Below are 22,400 nucleotides of genomic sequence, written 5' to 3'. Positions count from 1 at the left end.
AAAAAAGCTGCGTTACTTACGCAGCTTTTTTTATGATTTTAAAATCCGTTTAATGGTATGGTGGCTGTCGGAATCAGGAGGATAAAGCCCATAAGAATGAGTAGTATTAAAAACTTCCAGAAAAATGTAATCCATTTATCGTAAGGGATACGGGCGATACCCAAGGCTCCTATCAGTACACCGGAAGTCGGAGTAATCATATTCGTGAAACCGTCTCCGAATTGGAAAGCCATTACCGTGGCTTGTCGCGAGAGGCCGATAACATCGGAGAAGGGAGCCATAATGGGCATGGTTAAAGCGGCTTTCGCGGAACCTGATGGGATAATGATGTTGATAAAAGTCTGAATGATATACATGATCCCGACGGCAGCCACTTTCCCGACCTCACTCATTAAAGTAGCCAAAGCGTGTAAAATAGGATCGATGATATGTCCTTCCTGTAAGATGATGATAATGCCTCCTGCTAATCCCACGATCAGGGCCGCAGACAATATATCTTTGACACCCTCGATAAATAATTTTACGATGCTGTCTGCATTCTTACCCGCGGCAAATCCGGAAAATATGCCCATGGCTAAAAACAGACCGGAAATTTCGGGAAGATACCAGCCATAGCCCATGACACCGATAATCAGGAAGATAATGGTAAAACCGAGGATGGTGAGAATTAAGAAATGGTATGATTTCCGGATTCCGAAAAAGCCGGAAATCGCGAACAATATCGTGAGAATAGGAACGATACAGGTTGTGAGACTTGTATGTTCTCCGATACTCAATGTGCTTGTCGGATAATTGAACGAGAAAATAATGAGACTGGTCAAGATAAAAAAATAGACGAACCAGCCGGATTTTGTGGATGAGTATTCAATTTTTTCGTCGTTTTTTATCTCTGTACGGCGCCAATAATTGGTATCTATTTCATACACGATCGAAGATGCGGGACAGGACTTTACTTTTGCCGCGTAGCGGAGGACAAAAGCGATAAGTACGATATTTAGAATAACCCAACAAAGTAATCTGTATTCAAAACCGGAGAATAGAGGCAAGTCGGATAATCCCTGGGCAATACCGATGGTGAATGGATTTAGAATCGCTCCTGCAAATCCGACGTGGGCCGCTACATATACCAAACATAAACCGGTAATGGAATCGTATCCCATGGAGATGGCCAAAGGAATGATGATAACGATGAAGGCAAGGGTCTCTTCACTCATTCCGAAAATGGCCCCGAAACTACTGAATAATAACATGATCATTGTCATGATGATATTATTAATTCCGATCTTTTTTAAAAATGAATAATGTTCTAAACTGGCGGTAAAGTGTAAGAAAGAGAAAATACCCACGTCTATGGCCCGGCTGTTATTCATGATCCAGAAAGCTCCTCCGATGATTAAAATAAAAGCAATAATGCCGGCTTGTTTTTCAAATCCGTTGAACAATGCCGAAAATATTTCCCAGGTTTGAGGTGTTTTAGTTACTTCATGGAAAGAATCGCTTTTAATTACCGTGCGTTCTATCCCGTTGACATCGACGGTTTCTCTGGCATACTCGCCTCCCGGAATGATCCAAGTTAAAACGGCGCAGATGATAATAATTGAAAATACAATAGTATAAGTATGGGGAACTTTTTTCAGCATAGGTTTGATATTAGATTGAGTGGCCAAATTTACAAATAATTACGAGAGTGAAATAGGATGTTTATTAGAATTCTTAAATTTGCATGCAGATGAGGATAGGAAATAGAGGTACGAGTGGTTGATGGAAGATGACTGGAGCAGATGGGGGATGATCGGACGGGAAAAATGAAATGAAGAATGGTAACAGAAGAAAAACAAGACAAGGTATTTATGCGTGATTTTTTCCGTAAAGTGGGAAAAGCGATATATGATTATGATTTGATTGCGGATGAGGATCGTATTTTGGTCGGGGTATCGGGGGGAAAAGATTCCTTGGCCTTGCTCGAAGTTTTAGCCTTGAGGGCGAAAGATCCCAAACAACATTATACGGTCGTGGCGGCCCATATCGATGTGGAGAACGTGGAGTACGAGGTAGACAGTGAATATTTGAGATCCTTTTGTGAACGTTTGGGCGTGGCGTACATCCATCGGACGATCCGGGTCGATATGGAGCAAAACCCTAAAAAACCGGCTTGTTTTGTTTGTTCCTGGCATCGCCGGAAAATGCTTTTCGATATTGCCAAGGAACAACATTGTGGCAAGTTGGCATTGGGACATCATCGGGATGATGCGGTAGAGAGCCTGTTAATGAGTATGATATTTAACGGAACAATCAGTAGTATGCCTGCTCGTCTGGAGATGTTCGGACATACCTTTATGATCATTCGTCCTTTGATTTATCTTGGTAATGCCGAAACATTAAAATACGCGACGCTCCGGCAATTCAAACAACAGAAAAAATACTGCCCTTTCGAGAAAGCAACGAACAGAGATGCGGTCGGAAAGATTATAAATCAATTAGAGACCTTATCCCCTCATGTGCGAAATAATCTTTTTGCGGCAATGCGAAATATTCAAACGGAGTATTTACCTTGAAAGAGAGAATCGTTAAAAACGGGGAAATCCTATCTTCTCTCCGTTTATGTAGATATATTCGTCTATATCTTCGCAATCGGTTGCCTGATCTTCTTCAAATCGAATGGAAAGGTTGTTGATGTATGCGAACCGACGGCAACTATGGAAATCGGCGTAGCGTTCTTCAATCTCTTCCCGAAACATATCCGTTCGTTCCCGAGGAGATAACTTTTCCAATTCATCCGCGTGTTCGAGTAATATATCTAAAATAAACTCGGCAGCCCAACTTCCCAGTTCTTTTTCTTTTACCCATTCCGGATTTTGTTCGTCTAAAATATGAAATATTTCTTGTAAATAGGGGGAATCTCCCCAATCTTCATAAAGTTGGATCAGATCGTCATTGTCTTGATATTCGGTCTTAATTGTTTCCAACACGTGTTTCTCCATTTGTTTGTTTTTTGAATTGACCTGCAAATTAAGAAAATAAACGCCAATTTACCATATATGTCTCGGCTTCTTTTTGTACACCGTCTTTTTTTGTTCGATACGGAGGCCAAATAATCGACATATAGAAGAAAAGTATAACTTTTTAATGGAAAGTTTGGTTTATAAAAAAAAAGGTTTTAAATTTGTAGGCAGGAGGTGAGGATTCCGGAGAAATGGAATTCTTTTTTAGATAAAGGCACTTATTGGAGGATAAGTGTCATTTATTTTTTTTTATATAGTAATTAATAAAACCATATAATTATGACGAAAAAGGTATCTTATATTACAAAAGAGGGCCTGAAAAAGCTGCAGGATGAATTGGATAATCTGCAAAATGTAGAACGGCCCAAGATTTCTAAAGCCATAGGTGAGGCAATCGAAAAAGGTGATATCTCCGAGAATGCCGAATACGATGCGGCAAAAGATGCCCAAGGTTTATTGGAGGCAAAAATCGCTCAGTTGCAAGATATTGTTTCGAATTGCCGGATTATTGATGAATCCCAGATCGACACCTCTAAAGTACAAATATTGAATAAAGTGACGATTCGCAATACGAAAACGAATGCCACAATGACTTATACTTTGGTGTCCGAAAGCGAAGCGGATTTTAAGGCTGGGAAATTATCCATTACAACGCCGATAGCGAAAGCATTAATCGGTAAAAAGCTGGGCGATAAGGTGGAGGTACAGGTTCCGGCCGGATTGATGGAATTTGAGGTTATGGATATTTCTATTTAACTAAGATCGGATTTGGCTTATGTCTTCCTTATTTACTAAAATTGTGCAAGGAGAGATCCCTTCCTATAAGGTGGCTGAAGATGAGCATTATTATGCTTTTTTGGATATTGCACCCTTGCAAAAGGGACATACTTTGGTAGTTCCTAAAAGAGAAGAAGATTATATTTTTGACTTGACGGATAAAGAGTTAGCCGGATTGATGGTATTTGCCAAAAAAGTCGCTAAGGCCATCCGGGAGTGTGTCCCGTGTAAACGGGTCGGAGTCGCGGTGTTGGGATTGGATGTACCTCATGCTCATATTCATTTGGTCCCTTTGAAGGAAGGGAATGAATTGAATTTTGCAAACCCGAAAAAACAATATTCAAAAGAAGAGATGGAAGCTTGTGCGGAGTTAATTCGTCGTCATTTTAAAAATTAAACGGTAAATGAAATCTTTATAAGATTTAAGGAGGCTCCTAAATTATTTAGCGAGCCTTTTTTTTAAAGTATGGAAAGAAAGAAGTTATATAATGCTTATGAAGTGCACGAGGGATATTATTGTTTCGGTTGTGCTTCTGCGAACGAGTACGGTTTGCGGTGTGAATTTTACGAGGAAGGTGATTATATCACCTGTCAGTGGATGCCTCGTCCTGAATTTCAGGGTTTTTTCAATGTTTTGCATGGCGGGATACAGGCTACGCTGATGGATGAGATTGCTTGTTGGAATGTGTTTGCGAAGGTAAAGAGTGCGGGGGTTACGATCGAGATGAACGTAAAATACCGTAATACCGTGTACACGGATAGGGGTGAGTTACTGATACGTTCTAAAATAGTAGAACAAGGGAGCCGTTTGGTTAAAATGCATGTGGAGTTATTCAACGCCGATGGACAACTGGGAAGTGAGGCGGATGTGGTCTATCGCGTATTTCCTGAGGAGGTTGCGGCGAAACGTTTGGGATGGACAGGCATAGAGGCTTTTTATAAAGAAAATGAAGAGAGATGAGATATAAAAATATTGTTTGGGATTGGAATGGGACATTGCTGGATGATATCCGGATTAGCGTGGAGACTTTAAATCGGATGTTAGCCGGAAAAAATTTAAAAAAAATAACCAAGGAGCGTTATCGGGATCTGTTTGGCTTCCCGGTGAAAGGATTTTATGAGTCTTTAGGGTATGATTTCGATAGAGACGATTGGGACGCTGTTTCTCAAAAATTTGTGGATGTATACGGGAGTTTAAGTCATGGTGTCGAATTAACGGCGGGTATCGTTCCGGTTCTTTCTGCAATACGGGGTCAAGGAATTCGGCAATATATATTATCGGCATTGCAGGAGAATTTGTTAGAGGAGATGTTGGAACGTTTTCAGATCCGGAATTACTTTGACGGAATATGCGGTTCCGACAACATATATGCCGGGGGGAAAACAGCTATGGGAGAAAAAATGGTTTCCTCGTATTCCATTGTTCCTCGGGAAACTTTAATGATAGGGGATACTTTGCATGATGCCGAGGTTGCGAATGCTTTGGGATTTGACGTCCGTTTGTACGTCGGAGGACATAATAGCGAGCGGCGTTTGCGAGAAGTTGCCCCTGTCCTTCTTTGCATGGAGGAGATAATTAAAGAGATTGAGTGATTCAGCGATTAAGTGATTTTTCAATCACGGAATCACTTAATCGCTGAATATAATCATAGTTCGTATTGGTATAATTGTGCCAATAGATTGTAGTAATCCCGTTCGACATCAAGGAAGCTTTGCAGGCTGTCGTATAGGGTCGTTAATTCCGTAAAGTAGTCGACGATGGAAAGTTGACCGGCTTGAAGTGCTTTATTCAAAAGCTCCACGTTACGTTGATGTTTTAATAAGGCGGCGTATTCGTTGCGTGAGGTTTGCAACGTTTCCGCTTGTTCGTATAGTTGTTGCAGTGAAGAACGAAGATTAAGACGACTCTCTTCAATGGTCGTGGTGACAAATGCGGCTTGCGCCTTGGCTCTTTTTACCGTATTCTTATTTTCAAACAACGGGATAGAGATGCCGATAACAAAACCGTTGGCGGAAACATTGTTACCGGAAGCATTGCGTTTGTAGCCTAAGTCGAATTTGGGTAAAGTCAGTGATCGGCTGACCTTCACTTCCTGATTGGCAACTTCCTGTTCCCCTATAAGATTCTTCATATTCGGATCCGTAGCGAGATAAGCTCTGTAAATGGCATCCAAGTCAAGAATTACAACGGTTTCCGGATACTCGAAGTCATTGAATTCTATGGGGATATTTCCGTTTAAATTGTATAGTTGTAGTTCTGCCGTGGAGAGAGCCGCCGCGTTAAGACGGCTTTGATTGCGTGCTGCAAGCAGTTCCAGTTGAATTTTGTTTATCTCTAATTGGTTCGCGTCTCCGCTTTCAACTCTTCGTTGATAAATAGTTGCAAGTTGTTCGGCATTCTTCAATCGTTTGTCGAGCAATTCCTTTTGCTTCCTGAGATAGATGATTTCGATACAGGTTTGTTTTGCTGTTAAAAGTAGTTGTTGCCGGTAAGCTGCCAATTGGTAATCGAGAGTAGTCGATTTCAATTCGGCTAATTTGTTTTTTTGTCCGTATACCGAAGGGAAATCGAGAGCTTGTTTGAAGGTAAAAGAGTATTCCGATTCCGGATTATTGCGATTCCCCCACATTTTCTCGAATTCGGCGGTAGGGTTTTCCAGGTATTTACCCGTTTGGGTTTCTAATTTCTGGGCGTCCGTCAATTTTTCTTTTGCCTGAAGGGTTTTATTATTTCCTTCAATCTCTTTCAAAACCCGGTGAATGGAATTTTGGGCGTGGACTCCGGTTGTTAGCATTGCCAGACCGGTTATGATTAACGATAGATAATAATTTCTCATGTGTATTATTTATATATTGTTTGATTCAAGGTTTTCCTGTTTTTTTTCTTTATGCTTCAATAGAAGATACATGATGGGGACAACGAATCCGTTTAATAGGGTTGAACTTAACAAACCGCCCAATATCACCTGGGCCATGGGACTTTGGATTTCGTTGCCGGGAAGATCGCCGCCCACGGCTAAAGGGATTAAAGCTAATGCGGAGGTTAAAGCGGTCATTAATATGGGATTCAGTCGGTCGAGGGAACCGTGAATAATACTGTCATATAAAGAGTAACCTTGTGCTTGTAAATAGTTGTAGTGTGATACTAACAATATTCCGTTTCGAGTGGCGATACCGAACAACGAAATAAACCCGATAATCGCGGGAATACTGATGATTCCCGATGTCAGCCATATGCTGATGACTCCTCCGATAATAGCTAATGGTAGATTGATCATGATGATTCCCGACAGGGGAAGGCTATGAAATTCATTGAATAGAAGGAGCAGAATGATCAGGATGGAGATCAAAGAGGTGATGAATAAGGTCCGGGAAGCTGCTTGTTCGCTTTCGAATTGTCCCCCGTATTCCACGTGATACCCTTCCGGTAGGGAAATTTGTTCTTTTACCGTTTTCTGGATATCTTTCACGACTCCGTTCAAATCGCGTTCTGCAACATTGGCGGAAATAACGATTTTACGTTGGACGTTTTCCCGGCTGATCGTGTTCGGTCCCACGAAAGGAATGATTTCTGCCACGTAATGTAACGGTATTTTTTTGCCGTTGGCGTCTATCATCAGTTCCCCTATTTCTTCCCTATTTTTCCTGTTTTTATCGTCTACTTTTATGGTAAGATCAAAAACTTTCCCCCCTTCGTATACTTGAGAAACTACCTTTCCGGAAAGGGCGATATTGATGAATTCGGAAAATTGCGGCAAGGTGATTCCTTGCTTGGCAAGCATATCGCGTTTCGGTTTGATTTGTAATTGGGGTCGTTCTACCTGTTGTTCCAATGATAAATCGGCAATCCCTTCTACTTTTTCAATGGCATTTTTGATTTGACTGCCGATTGCAAACAATCTATTCAGGTCATCCCCGAACAGTTTGATCGCTATGTTGGCTTTTGTTCCGGATAACATGGCGTCGATTCGGTGAGAGATGGGTTGACCGATTTCAACATTCACTCCTTTCAACTCGTTTAGTTGATGACGTACATCTGCTAAAAACTCATTGCGACTGCGTTTATCCAATAGGAAAGGAGCCTCTATTTCCGATACATTTACCCCTAAAGCGTGTTCGTCTAATTCTGCCCGGCCGGTTTTGCGGGCAACGGTTTGGATTTCCGGAATATTTAATAAAACATTTTCCGCTATTTTCCCGATGTTGTCAGACTCTTCTAAAGATATTCCCGGCATCCCGCTAATATTTATTGTTAAAGAGCCCTCGTTAAAAGAGGGGAGGAAACTTCTTCCCAAATGAGCTATGACGATAATGGTGAAAATCAGTAGAGTTATACTGGAACCAACGACTAATTTTTTGTGTTTAAGAGTCCACTCGAGAGCTTTTTTATAGACTGTTTTAAGGGCTCTGGCTACGATCGGTTCCCGTTCGTTTTTCTTTAGAGCTTGGGGAGTTGTCAGTAAATAGCTACATAATACGGGTGTAAGGGTTAAAGCTACTACGGTAGAAGCAAATAAGGCCACGATAAAAGCAATTCCCAATGGAATGAGCATACGTCCTTCCATACCTGAGAGGAAGAACAGCGGAAGAAAACAGGCCACGATGATTAACGTAGAATTTAAAATGGGCATTCGTACTTCTTTCGAGGCTTCGAATACGATCTTTAAGGATGAGAGGCGTTCCTCCGCCGGTTTCGATTGATTTTCTCGTAGTCGTTTGTACACGTTCTCAACGTCTACGATGGCGTCATCCACTAATGAACCGATGGCGATAGCAAGTCCTCCTAAACTCATGGTGTTTATCGTGAGTCCTAACGCATGTAAGACAAGAATAGCCACAAGCAGGGAAAGCGGAAGGGCTACTAATGAAATAACGGTCGTCCTGATATTCATCAAAAAGAAAAAAAGTACGACAATGACAAAAACGGAGCCTTCGAACAAGGCTTTCTGAATGTTTGAAATAGAACTTTCGATAAAACGGGATTGCCGGAAAATATCCGAGGATATGTTTACGTCGGCAGGTAATGTTTTTTGTAGTTCGCTGAGAGCCAGATCCACCTTGTCGGTTAATTCCAGCGTATTGGTGTTGGGTTGTTTCGTTACGGTCAACAGTACGGCAGGTTTTCCTTTTTCGGAAGCTAATCCTAATTTCGGAGTTTTTGCTCCGATCCGGATATCGGCGATGTCGCTTAAAAGAATAGGACGATTGTTGATTGTCTTTACTACGGCTTTCCCTATATCCTCCAAATTGTTGGTTGAGAGAAGTCCCTGAACGATGTATTCGTTTCCGTATTCATAAAGAATACCTCCCGTGGAGTTTTGATTCATCTCTTGTACCACGGGTAGTAACTCTTCCATGGTGATATTGTAATATTTCATCCGGGCAGGGTGAAGCAGAATCTGGTATTCTTTTATATCGCCGCCAATGACGGTAACTTGTGCAACGCCTCCGGTAGATAGGAGTCTGGGACGAATTGTCCAATCTGCTATTGTTCGCAAATCCTGTAACGTGGTGCTATCGGCTGTAAGACCGAGGATCATCATTTCTCCCAGTATGGAAGATTGCGGTCCTAAGGTCGGTTGTCCGACGTTATCCGGTAAGGTCTCTCCTAAAGTGGCTAATTTTTCCGAAACGATTTGCCGGGCGGTGTAGATATTGGTTCCCCACTCGAATTCTACCCATACCACGGAAAATCCGGTGGTGGAAGAGGAACGTACCCTTCGTACGTCCGTTGCCCCGTTTACCGCGGTTTCTATTGGAAAGGTAACGATACGTTCCACCTCTTCCGGAGCCATTCCGGTAGCCTCTGTCATGACGACCACTGTTGGAGCGTTTAAGTCCGGAAATACATCTACTTCCATGTTTTTTGCCGTGTAGGAACCCCATAAGAGCAAGCCTACGGCTGCAATCATAACGATTAGACGATTATGAAGAGCATACTGTATGATCTTATTTAACATAAATATAGTCTATAAATCTGAGTATTTGATACGATGTTGTATGTCAGTGGGTATGTCCATGGGGGATTGTACCTGAATTGGCGGCCATCTTTACTTGATAGGCTCCTTGAGTCACTACTTTGTCTCCGGTTTTTATTCCTCTTATAACCTGAACCTCTTTACCGTTATTGGCCCCTAAGGTTACTTCCTGCTTACGGTATCCTTCCTCGTCCAATTGGATATAAATATAAAATATGCCCATCTCGTTTGTCAAGGCGGACACGGGTACTGTCAATGCATTGGCGATAGGAGAGGAAATAAGAAATACTTCCACGAAAGAACCGGGAATAATCTCTCCCTTGTTATCGAATTCAAAAGAGATAGGCACATAGAAAGAGTCCTTATCGGATGTTTTTCCATAAGAGAGCAATCGTCCGTTTAATTCTTTCAAGGAGTATATTTTATTATCGTAGGAAGTCTGAAAATTGGCACTACTGATATTTTTAAGTGCATTGTAGTATTTTTCGGAAACCTCCGCCCTGAGTACTAAACGTTTGTTCTGGGATAATGTTGCTATGGGTTGCCCTACGGTAACGTATTCCCCTTCCCGAATGAGTATGTTTTTCACGTAGCCGCTGATGGGAGCCGTTATCCCGACACCCTTGGCCGTTTTATTAACAGCGATGGCATCGAATGCGATCTTAGCATTTTTATATTCCATTTGCAATGTCTCGTATTCCTTTTGGGAAATGATTTTGTCGTCGATAAGGGATTTTGCCCGTTCGTAGTTGTTTCTTGCCGTTTCGTAGGCAATTTTCAATTTGCTGTAATAATCCCCTTCGGCCATGTTGCGGGAGGAGATGTGGAATAATGTCTCTCCTTTTTTTACGCTGCTTCCTTCCAATAACTGTTGCGAATTATAAGAGACTACTCCGTTACTTGTGGCTACGATTATGGCTTCGTCCCCCGGAGCCGATAATATTTGACCGGTTGTTTTTACTATTTGATGAAAGGTTTTGGGATGAATTTCCTGAACTTCAAAATTAGTTTTGGCGGCCTGTGCTTTTGTGAAGATGATTTCATCTTCGTTATGCTCCGTGTTTTTCGGAGTCTCCTTATCACAGGACGTATTTTCATCGTGATTGTGCTCCGCCTGCTGGGCGGATATCGTTTCTTGTTTTTCAGATTTCTGATTCTGACATGCCGTAAATAAGATAGCGAGCAAGAGTAATAAAATAGATATATTTCTCATGTTAATTAGATAAAATGATATAAACTCCTTGCAGTAAAGGATTGATATGAATTAAAAATGCTGAGAAATACGGATTCCGTGAATACACGCAAATTTCCGTTATACCATAACGGGAGGTGCTCGTCCGGCAAGGGTTGAATTGACGAATAGGGGATAGAGTCGTTCCTGAAATGGAATGATGTATTTTCGAGAGATGTGGTCGTCATGAAAGTCATCAAGCATTTCGGTTAAAAGAAACGGCGGAAGGAATAAGATATCCGGAGTAAAATGCGAACAACAATTGCAATCTGTTTGATGTTGTTTTATAATATCCAATTGAAATAACGATCGGACCTCACATTCTTTGTCGCAAGAATTCGAGTTGTGAATATGTCCGCAGTTCCCGGTTTTTTCTTGTTGGATACAATGCGTTTGGATAAAGCATATCATCTCCCCGTGATGGTGGTGGGGAATGGCGATGTAAAATAGCATGATAATGCTCGCTACAATGAGTGGAATAAATGCTACACGCCGTTTTTTCATGATATACGAATTCTGATCTTTTGCAAAGATAACGCTCTGAACTATAATTTGCAAACGATTAGAAAGCTTTAGGAAAATGTTGATAATTTTATTTATTGATCACCTCAAAGCCTCTCAACATCAATTCGGCGGAGGCCGGATTCGTGGCAAGGGGAACATCATGGACGTCACATACCCGCATTAACATCTGAACGTCAGGTTCATGCGGGTGTTTATCCAATGGATCCCGAAAGAAGAAAACCATTTGTACGTTGTGCTCTGCCACGAGGGCTGCGATTTGGGCGTCGCCGCCAAGAGGGCCGGAAAGCAATCTCTCGACATCGAGTCCGGCTTCCTGTACGTGTTTTCCCGTCGTTCCCGTGGCTACGATATGAATGTTGGCCGAATGTAAAAATTCGAGATGCCTGTTCAGGAAGGCTACCATCTCTGCTTTTTTCCCATCGTGGGCAATAACTGCTAATTTCATGTTTTATCTATTAATGTTTGAGTTATTTGTTACGATAATTTAAATATTTTGTTCTTTTATTTTTTCGATCTGTTTCAATAATGAATCCAAGTGAAGAAAATATTTTTTGCTGGAAATGGAATAATTGCCTTTTACAATGGAGTCGGCCATAGGTTCCGGGACAATGTAATACTTCCTGACGCCGTTTTCATACGGCCGATACAGGTAATGCCCAAGGTATTTCATCCGGTAACTGAAAAGGCCGTCCGCTTTTCTGGTTAGCGTTAATCGGACCGATATGCCTCCATCCGTATAACGGTAATGTTGATTGGATATGAGATTGCCTAACGAGTAAACGGTAATGCCTACCGTGTCTTTGCCGTTTATCGCGTATTCTGCGGGTTGCACGACATGCGGGTGAGAACCGATAACGATATCGACACCTTGCCGGTGCAGCCATTCGTTCAGTTTTTTTTGAGTGGCGTTGGGAGTTGAGTGATATTCGTATCCCCAATGCATGAAAACGATGATGTTACTGGCTGAGTCCTGTCGGGCTTTTTGAATATGTCGTTTAATGCGACTGGTGTCGATAAGTGAAACCACGCATCCTTTAGGCACGGGTAAGCCGTTGGTTCCATAGGTATAATTCATTAAGGCGATCTTAAATTTCCCTTTTTCGAGATAGAGGGGAAAACGATCCTGATAACTGGCCGTATCCGAGAATGTTCCCATGTGTTCGATGTGTAAAGAATCTAAATAATGGATGGTCTTTTTTATGCCTTGTTCGCCTTGGTCACAGCAATGATTATTGGCTGTCACAAAGGTGGTGATGCCGCATATATGCATGTCCCGCACTAATTGCCAGGGAGAGCAAAATCTTGGATAGCCGCTGAAGCCTTTGTCGGAAAGAGTCGTTTCCAGATTGGCAATTGTAAAATCTGTCTGGATCCAGTAATTGGCCATGTATTTGAATGAATTCATGTAATTGTGTTCTTTCCGGACAGAATCGTATGCACTGAGAATCTGTGGAAAGTGCTGCATGATATCCCCGCAAAAGAGTAGAGATACCTTCTCTTCTTCCGGAAAAACAAACGGTTTGACGGGAGTAGCTTCCCGGCAGGCCATCAGGCCGACTAAAAATATAATAACGTATGCTTTCATGGAAAAAGGGCCGTCATTACTGGCGGCCCTGAAGATTATTTTTTCAAATCGAATTCGAACTCTTCTTCCGAGGGTGGAACACATTGTCCGTCGGAGCAAGCCATATATTCAACGTAGCCGACTAATTTAGCCTTCTCTTTGGTCAATCTGACGCGTTGAACCATGGTGACTGAATCTTTGAAATATCCTAAATTCATGTTGAAAGCGCTACTCTTTTCCACCAATGCTTTGGTTGTCGCTTTAAATTCTCCTACCAATTCGATACCGGAAGTTTCATCTTTATCTATATGGAAGGTAGTCGGTTGAGGACCTCCTTCCGGAAGTTTCGTGTCGTATAAATGCCATCCGTTTTCAATCGTGGCTTTGCAAACGATGTCGTAAATTCCTTCGCTGACCTTCTTTACGGAAATTTGCCATTTTACGGGTTTTAAAACCTGTGCGCTTGCTATTACCGTCAAAGCCAAAACGACTGTAAGAATCAATACTTTTTTCATATTTCAAATTTTTAAAGATTCAGGATTGGCAAATTACTAAAATATTAGGAAATCACAATGTTTTTCCGGAATATTATAGTGTTTTCTTTACGGCTACTTCTTCGAATCCTTCTATCATATCTCCGACTTGGATATCGTTAAAATTATTGATGTTTAATCCGCATTCGAATCCTTTACTGACTTCTTTTACATCGTCTTTGAACCGTTTCAATGAACCGAGCTCTCCCGTGTTGATCACAATACCATCCCGAATAACGCGTATTCTCGAATTACGGGATATTTTTCCGTCTCTGACGATACAACCGGCGATAGTACCCACCTTGGAAATCTTGAAAGTTTCCAGTACTTCAACGGTTGCCGTGATCTCCTCTTTCATTTCAGGGGAAAGCATCCCCTCCATGGCGGCCTTAATCTCTTCGATCGCCGTATAGATGATAGAGTACAACCGGATATCGATTTGTTCTTTCTCTGCCAGTTTACGCGCACCCAATGACGGGCGAACCTGGAATCCGACGATAATAGCATTTGAAGCGGCAGCCAACATGACATCTCCTTCCGAGATCTGTCCTACAGCTTTGTGGATCACGTTTACCTGAATCTCTTGAGTCGATAATTTTATTAACGAATCAGAAAGGGCTTCAATAGAACCGTCAACATCTCCTTTTACGATGATATTCAATTCCTGGAAGTTTCCGATAGCGATTCGTCTTCCGATTTCATCCAACGTAATGTGTTTTTGAGTTCTCAGACCTTGTTCGCGTTGTAATTGTTCCCGCTTGTTTGCCAATAGTCGAGCCTCTTTCTCGTTCCCCATCACGTTAAATTTATCCCCCGCTTGCGGAGCTCCGTTCAGACCAAGTATCAATGCCGGGGTTGAAGGACCTGCTTCTTCCATTTTTTGTCCCCGTTCGTTGAACATCGCTTTCACGTGCCCGAAATATTGTCCGGCCAATACGACATCTCCCACGCGTAGGGTTCCCGATTGAACCAATACGGTAGCCACATACCCCCGGCCCTTGTCTAATGAAGACTCTATAATGGATCCGGTCGCTTTTTTATACGGGTTGGCTTTTAGTTCCAGAATTTCCGCTTCTAACAATACTTTTTCCAATAACTCTTCAATATGAAGTCCTTGTTTGGCTGAAATCTCCTGACATTGGTATTTACCTCCCCACTCCTCAACCAAATAGTTCATGTTAGCTAACTCTTCCCGTATTTTATCTGGATGCGCACCTGGTTTGTCGATCTTGTTGATAGCGAATACAATCGGTACGCCTGCTGCACTGGCGTGGTTGATTGCCTCAATGGTTTGGGGCATGACATTGTCGTCGGCAGCTACGATGATAATAGCGATATCCGTTACCTGTGCTCCTCTGGCACGCATGGCTGTAAATGCCTCGTGTCCGGGCGTATCCAAAAACGTTACCGTTCTTCCGTCCTGTAATTTCACGCTATAAGCCCCGATGTGCTGGGTAATACCTCCTGCCTCACCTGCGATGACGTTAGCTTTACGAATATAGTCCAATAAGGATGTTTTACCGTGGTCGACATGTCCCATTACCGTTACGATAGGGGGACGAGCCTCTAAATGTTCCGGTAGATCCTCCTCCTCTTCCTCGATGGCTTCTTGTATATCGATGCTGACGAATTCGACGGCAAATCCAAACTCTTCCGCCACAACGTTGATCGTTTCCGCGTCCAAACGTTGGTTGATAGAGACAAATAAACCGAGGGACATGCAGGCGGATATAATTTCAGTCGCGGAGATATCCATCATGTTGGCCAATTCGCTTACTGTAACGAATTCCGTCAATTTCAGGATGTTCTTCTCGATCTCAGCCTGTTCCATCTCAGCCTGCATTTTTTGATGTACAGCCTCTCTCTTGTCTTTCCGGTGTTTGGCCGCTTTCGTTTTACCTTTACTACCTAAGCGGGCAAAAGTATCCTTAATCTGCTTTTGAACGTCTTCTTCCGTAATTTCGGCTTTTGTCGCTTTTTTCTTTTTGAGCTTTTTGAGTTTCTTTTTATTCTCCTCTATTTTTAATGATTTTGGAGAATCGACAGCTATCTTCTCGTCTTTCTTTAATATTCTTTTCCTTTTTTTCCGAATCTCCAGCTCGTCTCCCGATTCCAAGGAATCATCCTCCGGAGTATCAACTTTAGCCGGAATGATTGTCTTATTACGTTTAAGTTCTTTTTTGTCACGTTCTCTCTCCTGTTTGCTTTTCTTCGGAGGACGAGTCCGTTGGTTAATAGAGTCCAGATCAATAGAACCGACAACCTTCACCTCTTTCAGCGTGGGAGTCGGGGATTTGAAATTTATTTCCGTGTTGGTCTCTTTTTCTACAGGCTTTTCCGGTTCTTGTTTTCTTGCCGGAGGTACTACTGTTGCCGGACGATTCTCGACTTTGGGCGTTTGACGAATAACTTCCTTTACCCGGGGTTGTTCTACCGTCTTACTCTCTTTTTTCTCTTCGGCTTTCTCTTCCTGGCGAGGTTTGTTTACGCGGTTTAAATCGATACGATCGATAACTTTGATTTTATTCTCGATCTTAACCTCGTCCTTTATTGATATGAATTTATTCTCTTCTTCCTCTTCCTGACTATTGGTTAACGTATCTATAGTCACGGCCTCTTTTTTTTGTCGGCTCGTTTTTAAATCAACTTTAATAGATTCTTTTTTGGCCTCGCTATCCGTTGAAAATTCTTTTGCAACCAAAGCGTATTGCTCTTCGGTCAATTTTGCGTTTGGATCAGATGAAATCTTAATCCCCTTATCTTGTAGGAAATCTACAATGGTAGACAGGCCTACGTTAAATTCTCTAGCAACTTTACTTAATCTTACTGCCATATTAAGATTTTAATTTTACAAGCATTATACTTCAGGTCTTATTATTCAAATTCAGCTCTTAAGATTTTAAGAACTTCTCTGATTGTTTCGACCTCAAGATCGGTTCTGCTCTCTAATTCTGATTCGCTTAATTCTAATACACTTTTAGCCGTGTCACAGCCTACTCGCTTCAATTCGTCGATTACCCACGGTTCGATCTCATCTGAGAACTCGTCTAAGTTGACGTCTTCTTCCTCGGCTTGATCCAATTCGCGATACACATCTATTTCGTACCCGGTAAGTTGGCTCGCCAGTTTAATGTTCAATCCTCCTTTACCGATGGCCAAGGAAACCTCTTCGGGATTCAGGTAGACATTAGCTCTTTTGCTCTTTTCGTCAATCTCTATTTTGTTGATCTTCGCCGGATTAAGAGCTCTTGTGATGTATAGTTGAACGTTGTTCGTGTAATTGATAACATCAATGTTTTCGTTTTTCAATTCCCGGACGATACCGTGGATTCTGGATCCTTTCATTCCGACACAGGCTCCTACCGGGTCGATACGGTCATCATAAGATTCGACAGCCACTTTGGCTCGCTCTCCCGGAACGCGAACTACATTTTTGATGGTAATCAAACCGTCGAAAATTTCAGGAACTTCGTTTTCAAACAATCGCTCCAGAAATACGGGAGAAGTTCTCGAAAGTACAATGTAGGGAGATGCATTTCTCATTTCCACGCGAATGACAACAGCCCGAATCGTGTCTCCTTTTTTGAAGAAATCACTTGGAATCTGCTCTTGTTTCGGCAAGATGAGCTCGTTTCCCTCATCGTCCAACACCAGAATCTCTTTTTTCCATACTTGATAAACTTCACCGGTGACGATTTGTCCCACCCTTTCCTTGTATTTCGTGAAGACATGATCTTTTTCCAACTCCAATATGCGGGCAGAAAGATTTTGTCTTAATGCCAGAACGGAACGACGTCCGAAATCCTTGAATTTGACCTCGTCGGTCACCTCTTCGCCTACTTCATAATCGTTATCGATTTTTTTGGCTTCAGTAAGTGAGATTTGCGTATTGGGATTTTCAAATTCTTCGTCTTTCACAACGATACGATTTCTCCAGATTTCCAAATCTCCTTTGTCGATGTTGATAATGATATCAAAATTTTCGTCTGTTTCGTAACGTTTTATAAGCATACTTCTGAAAATATCTTCCAATACTCTCATTAAAGTCGCTCTGTCAATATTTTTTAGTTCTTTGAATTCCGCAAATGAATCTATTAAATTAATATTTTCCATCTTTCTCTTATTATTAGAAAATAACAATATCTTTAACCTCCCTTATCTCTATGAAATCTATGTTTTTTTCAACCCGAACGGTCTCTTTCTTTTTTTTCCCTTCGACACTCTGCTTCTCCTCGCATTCCAGAACAATGCCTTTTTCGGAATAGGCTTTTAATTTTCCCTGCAATTTATTACCGTTTTGTAAACGTACTTCTACCAGATTGTTCAGGTTTTTTTCATACTGCTGGGGAACTTTAAACGGGTAACCGATGCCGGCACTTGAAACTGTTAAGTCGAAATCTTCACTTTCCCTATCGAGAAGGGCTTCCAGCTCTTTGCATACCGTACGGCAAGTGCCCACGTTTACTCCTTTTAGCGAATCGATAAAAACTTCAATCTTATTCTCCGGAGAAACCGTCAGATCGACTAAAAATAAATTTTGCTCTTGAGCGATACGCTCAATCATGCTCTTAATTTCCTCCTTGCTTTTCATTCCTCTTCTTTCCTTTTTAAATAACACAAGAGGGGACATATCGCCCCCTCAGTGTTTAACCGTGGCAAAGATAGTATTAATTATTTTAAAAACAAAGAGTTCTCCTCCAATTTTCTATACGATTCGTTTTTAACGTGCGTTTATATCCGAATCCTTAAGGATAGGATTTGGATCGTGTGATGAGATGAATTTTTAGTGTTTATGTCGGTTTTTCAGGTAAAGGGCAATAGGAGAAAGATCAAGTACCGGGGAAATTATGAAACATATTCGTAATAAATTTACATAGTTCGAAATAAAATTTGTAAGTTTGCCGAAATTTTTGAGTTATGGAGTTTAAAGCAAAAGATATTGCAGCTCTGCTAAATGGGGTTGTAGAAGGGGATCCTGAGATTTCTGTGAATAATGTGTCAAAAATTGAGGAAGGCCGGCCGGGTACTTTGGCCTTTTTAGCCAATCCGAAGTACGAGCATTACATTTATACGACAGAGGCATCGATTGTTTTGGTGAATAAAACATTTGAACCTGCTCAAGAACTTTCTTGTACGATTATCCGGGTGGAATCGGCTTATGATGCGATAGCTACTTTATTGCAAATGTACGAGAGCATGCGTCCGAAACCGGTAGGGATAGAGCAACCTTCTTTTGTTAGCGATTCTGCTGTTGTGGGAGAAAATCCCTATATCGGAGCCTTTGCTTATATCGGGAAAGGCGCAAAAATTGGAAATAATGTAAAAATATATCCTCAGGCTTATATCGGCGATGGCGTTTCGATCGGAGACAATACGATTATCTATTCAGGAGTAAAGATCTACCAGGGTTGTGTTGTCGGGACTTCTTGCATCCTTCATTCTGGGGCCGTAATCGGAGCCGATGGATTCGGTTTCGCTCCTGAGGGCGATCACTATAAAAAGATTCCGCAGATCGGCAATGTTGTGATTGAGGATGACGTTGAAATAGGGGCGAATACCTGTATTGACCGGGCTACCATGGGATCGACTTTTATCCGTAAAGGGGTTAAATTGGATAATTTAATCCAGATCGCCCATAATGTGGTCGTGGGTGCCAATACGGTTATTGCGGCCCAATCGGGTGTGGCCGGGACAACTAAAATCGGGGAAAATTGTGTGTTTGGAGGTCAGGTAGGCCTTATCGGTCATTTGACTATAGGTGCCGGAACACAGATAGCGGCTCAAAGCGGTATCACGGCAAATATACCCGAAAAATCCGTGCTTCGCGGGTCTCCCGCTTTTGATCTTCCTAAGTATCAGAAATGTTATGTCGTTTTCCGTAAATTGCCAGAACTTTACGGGCAGATAAAAGATTTGGAGAAAGAGATAAAAACCTTAAAGTCGAAATAGAGATGACAGTAAAGCAAAAAACTTTGAAAGGAGAGTTTTCTCTAAGTGGTAAAGGGTTACATACCGGCAAGCATGTTACGGTTACCTTTAAACCTGCTAAAGAGGATTTCGGTTATAAGATACATCGGATAGATTTAGACGGAACTCCTGAAATTCCAGCTTTAGCTGAATACGTGAAATTTGTAGATCGGGCGAGTTGCCTTGAAAAAGATGGAGTGTATATATATACGATGGAGCATGCAATGGCTGCTTTGTATGGTAGCGGAATAGACAACTGTTTGATTGAGCTGGATGGAGAGGAATTTCCGATTTTAGACGGAAGCTCTAAAATGTATACGGATGAAATCGCCAAAATAGGTTTGGAAGAACAGGCAGCGGAACGGAAATATTTTGTCGTGAAAGAGCAGATGGAGTATGTGAGTGAAGACGGTTTGACCAAATTGACCCTGTTGCCCGATAAGGATTATAACGTGAATCTGGTAGTGGCTTATGATTCTCCCTATTTAAAAATGCAATATGCAACTTATTCGGAAAATAACGTTGATTTTGCCAAAGATTTTGCTCCTTGCCGTACTTTTGTTTTCTTGCGGGAAATTGAAATGTTATTGCAACATAACCTGATCAAGGGAGGGGATTTGGATAATGCTATTGTTATCGTGGATCGCAAGATATCTCAGGAAGAGGTCGATCGATTGGCAAAGTTGTTCAATTACGATTCGATAGAGGTAAAAGAGGGTATATTGAATAACTTGACCTTGTATTTTGATAATGAGCCGGCTCGTCATAAATTGTTGGATGTTATTGGTGATTTGGCTTTGTGCGGGCGTTTTATCAAAGGACGGGTAATTGCGGAAAGACCGGGACATAAAGCAAATGCCGCTATGGCCCAAAAAATATACAAGGCTATTCTTCATGCGGAACGTGGGGATGTTTGCCCCGATGTGGATGTTACATCGGAACCGTTGATGGATATCAATAAGGTAAAATCCTTGTTGCCTCATCGTCCTCCTTTCTTGTTAGTGGATAAAATATACGAGGTGACCGACGATATTGTGATCGGGTGTAAGAATGTGACCATGAACGAACCTTTCTTCGTGGGACATTTTCCGGAGGAGCCGGTGATGCCCGGTGTGCTGATCGTGGAGGCAATGGCTCAATGCGGGGGAATTTTGGTGCTCAATCAAGTAGAAGATCCGGAAAACTATTCTACTTATTTTGTGAAAATTGATGGAATAAAATTCCGTCGGAAAGTGGTTCCGGGAGATACCTTGGTATTTAAATTAATAAAAACCGCCCCGATTCGGCGCGGGATTGTAACAATGAAGGCTTATGCTTTTGTTGGGAAAAATTTGGTGTGTGAAGTCGCGGAGTTCATGGCGCAAGTTGCAAAAACCAAGAAGTAATTGTATACTTGCATCGTGAATTTTAATGATAGTGTGTAAAAAATAGATTTTAAATCAAATAAAAAACGAATGAAACAACCGTTAGCATACGTTCATCCGGAAGCGCAGATCGCCGATAATGTGGTGATTGAGCCTTTTGTGACGATAGATAAGAACGTGGTGATAGAAGAAGGAACGCGTATCGGGTCGAATGTAACCATATTGGAAGGTGCGCACATTGGAAAAAATTGTAAAATATTTCCAGGAGCCGTTATTTCGGCGGTCCCGCAAGATTTGAAATTTAAAGGAGAGAAATCGATCGTAATGATTGGTGATAATACCACGATTCGGGAGTGTGTGACCGTGAATCGCGGAACGGCAGCCAAGGGCATCACTAAAATCGGTAATAATTGTTTGATTATGGCGTATGCTCATATTGCTCACGATTGTGAAATCGGTAATAATTGCATTATAACGAATGCCTGCCAGTTGGCGGGTGAAGTTGTGGTGGACGATTTTGCTATTTTGGGAGGTATGACTGCCGTACATCAGTTTGTGCATATCGGGCGTCACGTGATGATTCAAGGTGGTTCCTTGATCGGTAAGGATGTCCCTCCTTTCGTGAAGGCCGGTAGGTTGCCGCTTTCCTATGCCGGGGTAAACTCTATCGGGTTGCGCCGCAGGGAATTTACCAACGAGAAAATTAACGAGATACAAGATATCTACCGGATTCTGTATCAATCCGGTTTAAATAATTCCGATGCGATAGAGCGAATTGAAGCGGAGATGCCCGCTTCCAAGGAAAGAGATGAAATCATTCTTTTCGTTCGTAATAGCAAACGAGGAATTATGAAGGGATATTTAGGTTAAAAAAAAGCGCCGATCGGCGCTTTTTTTATTGGTTCAATTTTATTCCTCTTGTCTATACGGAATTTTAGTTTCCTCTTCTACTGTATCGGTAGTGTATATCTTGTCGAGAAAGGAGGGAGCGTATGATTTTGCAGGTCCCGGAGGGGGAGGACAATCTAATCTATACGAAATATCATAATCATCGTCCCGAATCTCGACGGTAACAGATTTAGAAGGATCTCCTAAACCGTATCTTGTTTCTACGCGGGCTCTGAAGGCATAATCGTAACCAGGGGTTAAATCCGTAATTTTGATGGTTGAAATAAAAGATTTGACGGGAATCCATTCCGTCTTATCAAGTCTACGGTATTCGACAATGTATCTCTCTATGGGAGCTGGATAATATCGAACTTCGGCTGTTATGGTTACCGATGTTACAGCAAATAGTGATACATTGATACATAACAATGCGCATAGTATTACCCATTTTTTAATTGATATTATAATATTTTATTTAATTAATAAAAATATGTGTCAAATATAAGGTATTGTGTGTATATATCCAAAATAAATCATTATTATTTTGATAAAAAATAAAATAGTTATATAA

The 22,400-nt window shown here is 41.7% G+C and carries 21 protein-coding genes; 8 read left to right on the top strand and 13 right to left on the bottom strand.

Annotated features, from left to right (window positions below; translation table 11 throughout):
• Positions 1 to 38 precede the first annotated feature (38 nt).
• A complete protein-coding gene (locus PGR74_RS09920; RefSeq protein WP_270517044.1) occupies positions 39 to 1,640 on the bottom strand; it encodes a YfcC family protein in 1,602 nt (533 codons plus the stop codon).
• 177 nt (positions 1,641 to 1,817) lie between these two features.
• Between PGR74_RS09920 and PGR74_RS09915 the strand changes: the two genes are divergently transcribed.
• Positions 1,818 to 2,555, top strand: a complete 738-nt coding sequence (locus PGR74_RS09915) for a tRNA lysidine(34) synthetase (protein ID WP_041502745.1) — start codon at positions 1,818 to 1,820, stop codon at positions 2,553 to 2,555.
• Between the two features lie 12 nt (positions 2,556 to 2,567).
• On the opposite strand, the gene PGR74_RS09910 is transcribed toward PGR74_RS09915, so the two are convergent.
• Positions 2,568 to 2,981, bottom strand: coding sequence for a hypothetical protein (locus tag PGR74_RS09910; protein ID WP_041502746.1), 414 nt, complete (start codon positions 2,979 to 2,981; stop codon positions 2,568 to 2,570).
• Positions 2,982 to 3,281: 300 nt separating this feature from the next.
• Between PGR74_RS09910 and greA the strand changes: the two genes are divergently transcribed.
• From greA to PGR74_RS09890, 4 genes are all read left to right on the top strand, one after another.
• Complete coding sequence (gene greA, locus PGR74_RS09905; RefSeq protein ID WP_041502747.1) at positions 3,282 to 3,758, top strand: transcription elongation factor GreA; 477 nt, start codon at positions 3,282 to 3,284, stop codon at positions 3,756 to 3,758.
• A gap of 19 nt (positions 3,759 to 3,777) precedes the next feature.
• Positions 3,778 to 4,176 (top strand): HIT family protein, encoded by a 399-nt coding sequence (locus PGR74_RS09900; protein ID WP_041502748.1) that lies wholly within the window; start codon positions 3,778 to 3,780, stop codon positions 4,174 to 4,176.
• Between the two features lie 69 nt (positions 4,177 to 4,245).
• On the top strand, positions 4,246 to 4,740 hold the full coding sequence (locus tag PGR74_RS09895; protein ID WP_041502749.1) for a PaaI family thioesterase: 495 nt from the start codon (positions 4,246 to 4,248) through the stop codon (positions 4,738 to 4,740).
• Entirely contained in the window at positions 4,737 to 5,372 is a 636-nt protein-coding gene (locus PGR74_RS09890) for an HAD family hydrolase (RefSeq protein WP_270517037.1), read from the top strand. The genes PGR74_RS09895 and PGR74_RS09890 overlap by 4 nt, the downstream gene beginning before the upstream one ends.
• A 53-nt stretch (positions 5,373 to 5,425) precedes the next feature.
• On the opposite strand, the gene PGR74_RS09885 is transcribed toward PGR74_RS09890, so the two are convergent.
• From PGR74_RS09885 to rimP, 10 genes are all read right to left on the bottom strand, one after another.
• A complete protein-coding gene (locus PGR74_RS09885; RefSeq protein WP_041502751.1) occupies positions 5,426 to 6,616 on the bottom strand; it encodes a TolC family protein in 1,191 nt (396 codons plus the stop codon).
• Between the two features lie 9 nt (positions 6,617 to 6,625).
• A complete protein-coding gene (locus PGR74_RS09880; RefSeq protein ID WP_041502752.1) occupies positions 6,626 to 9,739 on the bottom strand; it encodes an efflux RND transporter permease subunit in 3,114 nt (1,037 codons plus the stop codon).
• Positions 9,740 to 9,782: 43 nt separating this feature from the next.
• Positions 9,783 to 10,970: an efflux RND transporter periplasmic adaptor subunit gene (locus PGR74_RS09875; protein WP_270517034.1), complete on the bottom strand. Its 1,188-nt coding sequence runs from the start codon at positions 10,968 to 10,970 to the stop codon at positions 9,783 to 9,785.
• Positions 10,971 to 11,069: 99 nt separating this feature from the next.
• Positions 11,070 to 11,492: a DUF6769 family protein gene (locus PGR74_RS09870; RefSeq protein WP_041505512.1), complete on the bottom strand. Its 423-nt coding sequence runs from the start codon at positions 11,490 to 11,492 to the stop codon at positions 11,070 to 11,072.
• A gap of 88 nt (positions 11,493 to 11,580) precedes the next feature.
• On the bottom strand, positions 11,581 to 11,958 hold the full coding sequence (locus tag PGR74_RS09865; protein ID WP_041502754.1) for a methylglyoxal synthase: 378 nt from the start codon (positions 11,956 to 11,958) through the stop codon (positions 11,581 to 11,583).
• A gap of 39 nt (positions 11,959 to 11,997) precedes the next feature.
• Positions 11,998 to 13,098, bottom strand: a complete 1,101-nt coding sequence (locus tag PGR74_RS09860) for a CapA family protein (protein ID WP_041505513.1) — start codon at positions 13,096 to 13,098, stop codon at positions 11,998 to 12,000.
• A gap of 35 nt (positions 13,099 to 13,133) precedes the next feature.
• On the bottom strand, positions 13,134 to 13,592 hold the full coding sequence (locus PGR74_RS09855; protein WP_041502756.1) for a protein-disulfide reductase DsbD domain-containing protein: 459 nt from the start codon (positions 13,590 to 13,592) through the stop codon (positions 13,134 to 13,136).
• A 73-nt stretch (positions 13,593 to 13,665) separates the two neighbouring features.
• Positions 13,666 to 16,443 (bottom strand): translation initiation factor IF-2, encoded by a 2,778-nt coding sequence (gene infB / locus PGR74_RS09850; RefSeq protein WP_041502757.1) that lies wholly within the window; start codon positions 16,441 to 16,443, stop codon positions 13,666 to 13,668.
• Between the two features lie 41 nt (positions 16,444 to 16,484).
• Positions 16,485 to 17,723, bottom strand: coding sequence for a transcription termination factor NusA (gene nusA / locus PGR74_RS09845; RefSeq protein WP_041502758.1), 1,239 nt, complete (start codon positions 17,721 to 17,723; stop codon positions 16,485 to 16,487).
• Positions 17,724 to 17,736: 13 nt separating this feature from the next.
• On the bottom strand, positions 17,737 to 18,201 hold the full coding sequence (gene rimP / locus PGR74_RS09840) for a ribosome assembly cofactor RimP (protein WP_041502945.1): 465 nt from the start codon (positions 18,199 to 18,201) through the stop codon (positions 17,737 to 17,739).
• 326 nt (positions 18,202 to 18,527) lie between these two features.
• Here rimP and lpxD point away from each other — a divergent pair, with 326 nt between their 5' ends.
• From lpxD to lpxA, 3 genes are all read left to right on the top strand, one after another.
• Complete coding sequence (lpxD, locus tag PGR74_RS09835; protein ID WP_041502759.1) at positions 18,528 to 19,559, top strand: UDP-3-O-(3-hydroxymyristoyl)glucosamine N-acyltransferase; 1,032 nt, start codon at positions 18,528 to 18,530, stop codon at positions 19,557 to 19,559.
• Between the two features lie 2 nt (positions 19,560 to 19,561).
• Positions 19,562 to 20,962, top strand: coding sequence for a bifunctional UDP-3-O-[3-hydroxymyristoyl] N-acetylglucosamine deacetylase/3-hydroxyacyl-ACP dehydratase (locus PGR74_RS09830; protein ID WP_041502760.1), 1,401 nt, complete (start codon positions 19,562 to 19,564; stop codon positions 20,960 to 20,962).
• 69 nt (positions 20,963 to 21,031) lie between these two features.
• Positions 21,032 to 21,811, top strand: coding sequence for an acyl-ACP--UDP-N-acetylglucosamine O-acyltransferase (gene lpxA, locus PGR74_RS09825; protein ID WP_041502761.1), 780 nt, complete (start codon positions 21,032 to 21,034; stop codon positions 21,809 to 21,811).
• A 39-nt stretch (positions 21,812 to 21,850) separates the two neighbouring features.
• Here lpxA and PGR74_RS14140 read toward each other — a convergent pair whose 3' ends face one another.
• Entirely contained in the window at positions 21,851 to 22,258 is a 408-nt protein-coding gene (locus PGR74_RS14140) for a fibronectin type III domain-containing protein (protein WP_041502762.1), read from the bottom strand.
• Between the last annotated feature and the right edge of the window lie 142 nt (positions 22,259 to 22,400).

Source organism: Sanguibacteroides sp. AM78-02pH3A, assembly GCF_027666085.1.
Lineage (GTDB): Bacteria > Bacteroidota > Bacteroidia > Bacteroidales > Marinifilaceae > Gabonibacter > Gabonibacter massiliensis.
The sequence above is the reverse complement of the archived record's forward strand: the minus strand, read 5'-3'. Positions and strand labels throughout refer to the sequence as shown.

Coding starts and splice junctions, on each gene's coding strand:
- infB (WP_041502757.1), bottom strand. CDS start 16,443: ATGGCAGTAAGATTAAGTAAAGTTGCTAGAGAATTTAACGTAGGCCTG.
- lpxA (WP_041502761.1), top strand. CDS start 21,032: ATGAAACAACCGTTAGCATACGTTCATCCGGAAGCGCAGATCGCCGAT.
- PGR74_RS09910 (WP_041502746.1), bottom strand. CDS start 2,981: ATGGAGAAACACGTGTTGGAAACAATTAAGACCGAATATCAAGACAAT.
- PGR74_RS09885 (WP_041502751.1), bottom strand. CDS start 6,616: ATGAGAAATTATTATCTATCGTTAATCATAACCGGTCTGGCAATGCTA.
- PGR74_RS09870 (WP_041505512.1), bottom strand. CDS start 11,492: ATGAAAAAACGGCGTGTAGCATTTATTCCACTCATTGTAGCGAGCATT.
- PGR74_RS09830 (WP_041502760.1), top strand. CDS start 19,562: ATGACAGTAAAGCAAAAAACTTTGAAAGGAGAGTTTTCTCTAAGTGGT.
- lpxD (WP_041502759.1), top strand. CDS start 18,528: ATGGAGTTTAAAGCAAAAGATATTGCAGCTCTGCTAAATGGGGTTGTA.
- PGR74_RS09920 (WP_270517044.1), bottom strand. CDS start 1,640: ATGCTGAAAAAAGTTCCCCATACTTATACTATTGTATTTTCAATTATT.
- rimP (WP_041502945.1), bottom strand. CDS start 18,201: ATGAAAAGCAAGGAGGAAATTAAGAGCATGATTGAGCGTATCGCTCAA.
- nusA (WP_041502758.1), bottom strand. CDS start 17,723: ATGGAAAATATTAATTTAATAGATTCATTTGCGGAATTCAAAGAACTA.
- greA (WP_041502747.1), top strand. CDS start 3,282: ATGACGAAAAAGGTATCTTATATTACAAAAGAGGGCCTGAAAAAGCTG.
- PGR74_RS09875 (WP_270517034.1), bottom strand. CDS start 10,970: ATGAGAAATATATCTATTTTATTACTCTTGCTCGCTATCTTATTTACG.
- PGR74_RS09880 (WP_041502752.1), bottom strand. CDS start 9,739: ATGTTAAATAAGATCATACAGTATGCTCTTCATAATCGTCTAATCGTT.
- PGR74_RS09860 (WP_041505513.1), bottom strand. CDS start 13,098: ATGAAAGCATACGTTATTATATTTTTAGTCGGCCTGATGGCCTGCCGG.
- PGR74_RS09895 (WP_041502749.1), top strand. CDS start 4,246: ATGGAAAGAAAGAAGTTATATAATGCTTATGAAGTGCACGAGGGATAT.
- PGR74_RS09915 (WP_041502745.1), top strand. CDS start 1,818: ATGGTAACAGAAGAAAAACAAGACAAGGTATTTATGCGTGATTTTTTC.
- PGR74_RS09890 (WP_270517037.1), top strand. CDS start 4,737: ATGAGATATAAAAATATTGTTTGGGATTGGAATGGGACATTGCTGGAT.
- PGR74_RS09865 (WP_041502754.1), bottom strand. CDS start 11,958: ATGAAATTAGCAGTTATTGCCCACGATGGGAAAAAAGCAGAGATGGTA.
- PGR74_RS09855 (WP_041502756.1), bottom strand. CDS start 13,592: ATGAAAAAAGTATTGATTCTTACAGTCGTTTTGGCTTTGACGGTAATA.
- PGR74_RS09900 (WP_041502748.1), top strand. CDS start 3,778: ATGTCTTCCTTATTTACTAAAATTGTGCAAGGAGAGATCCCTTCCTAT.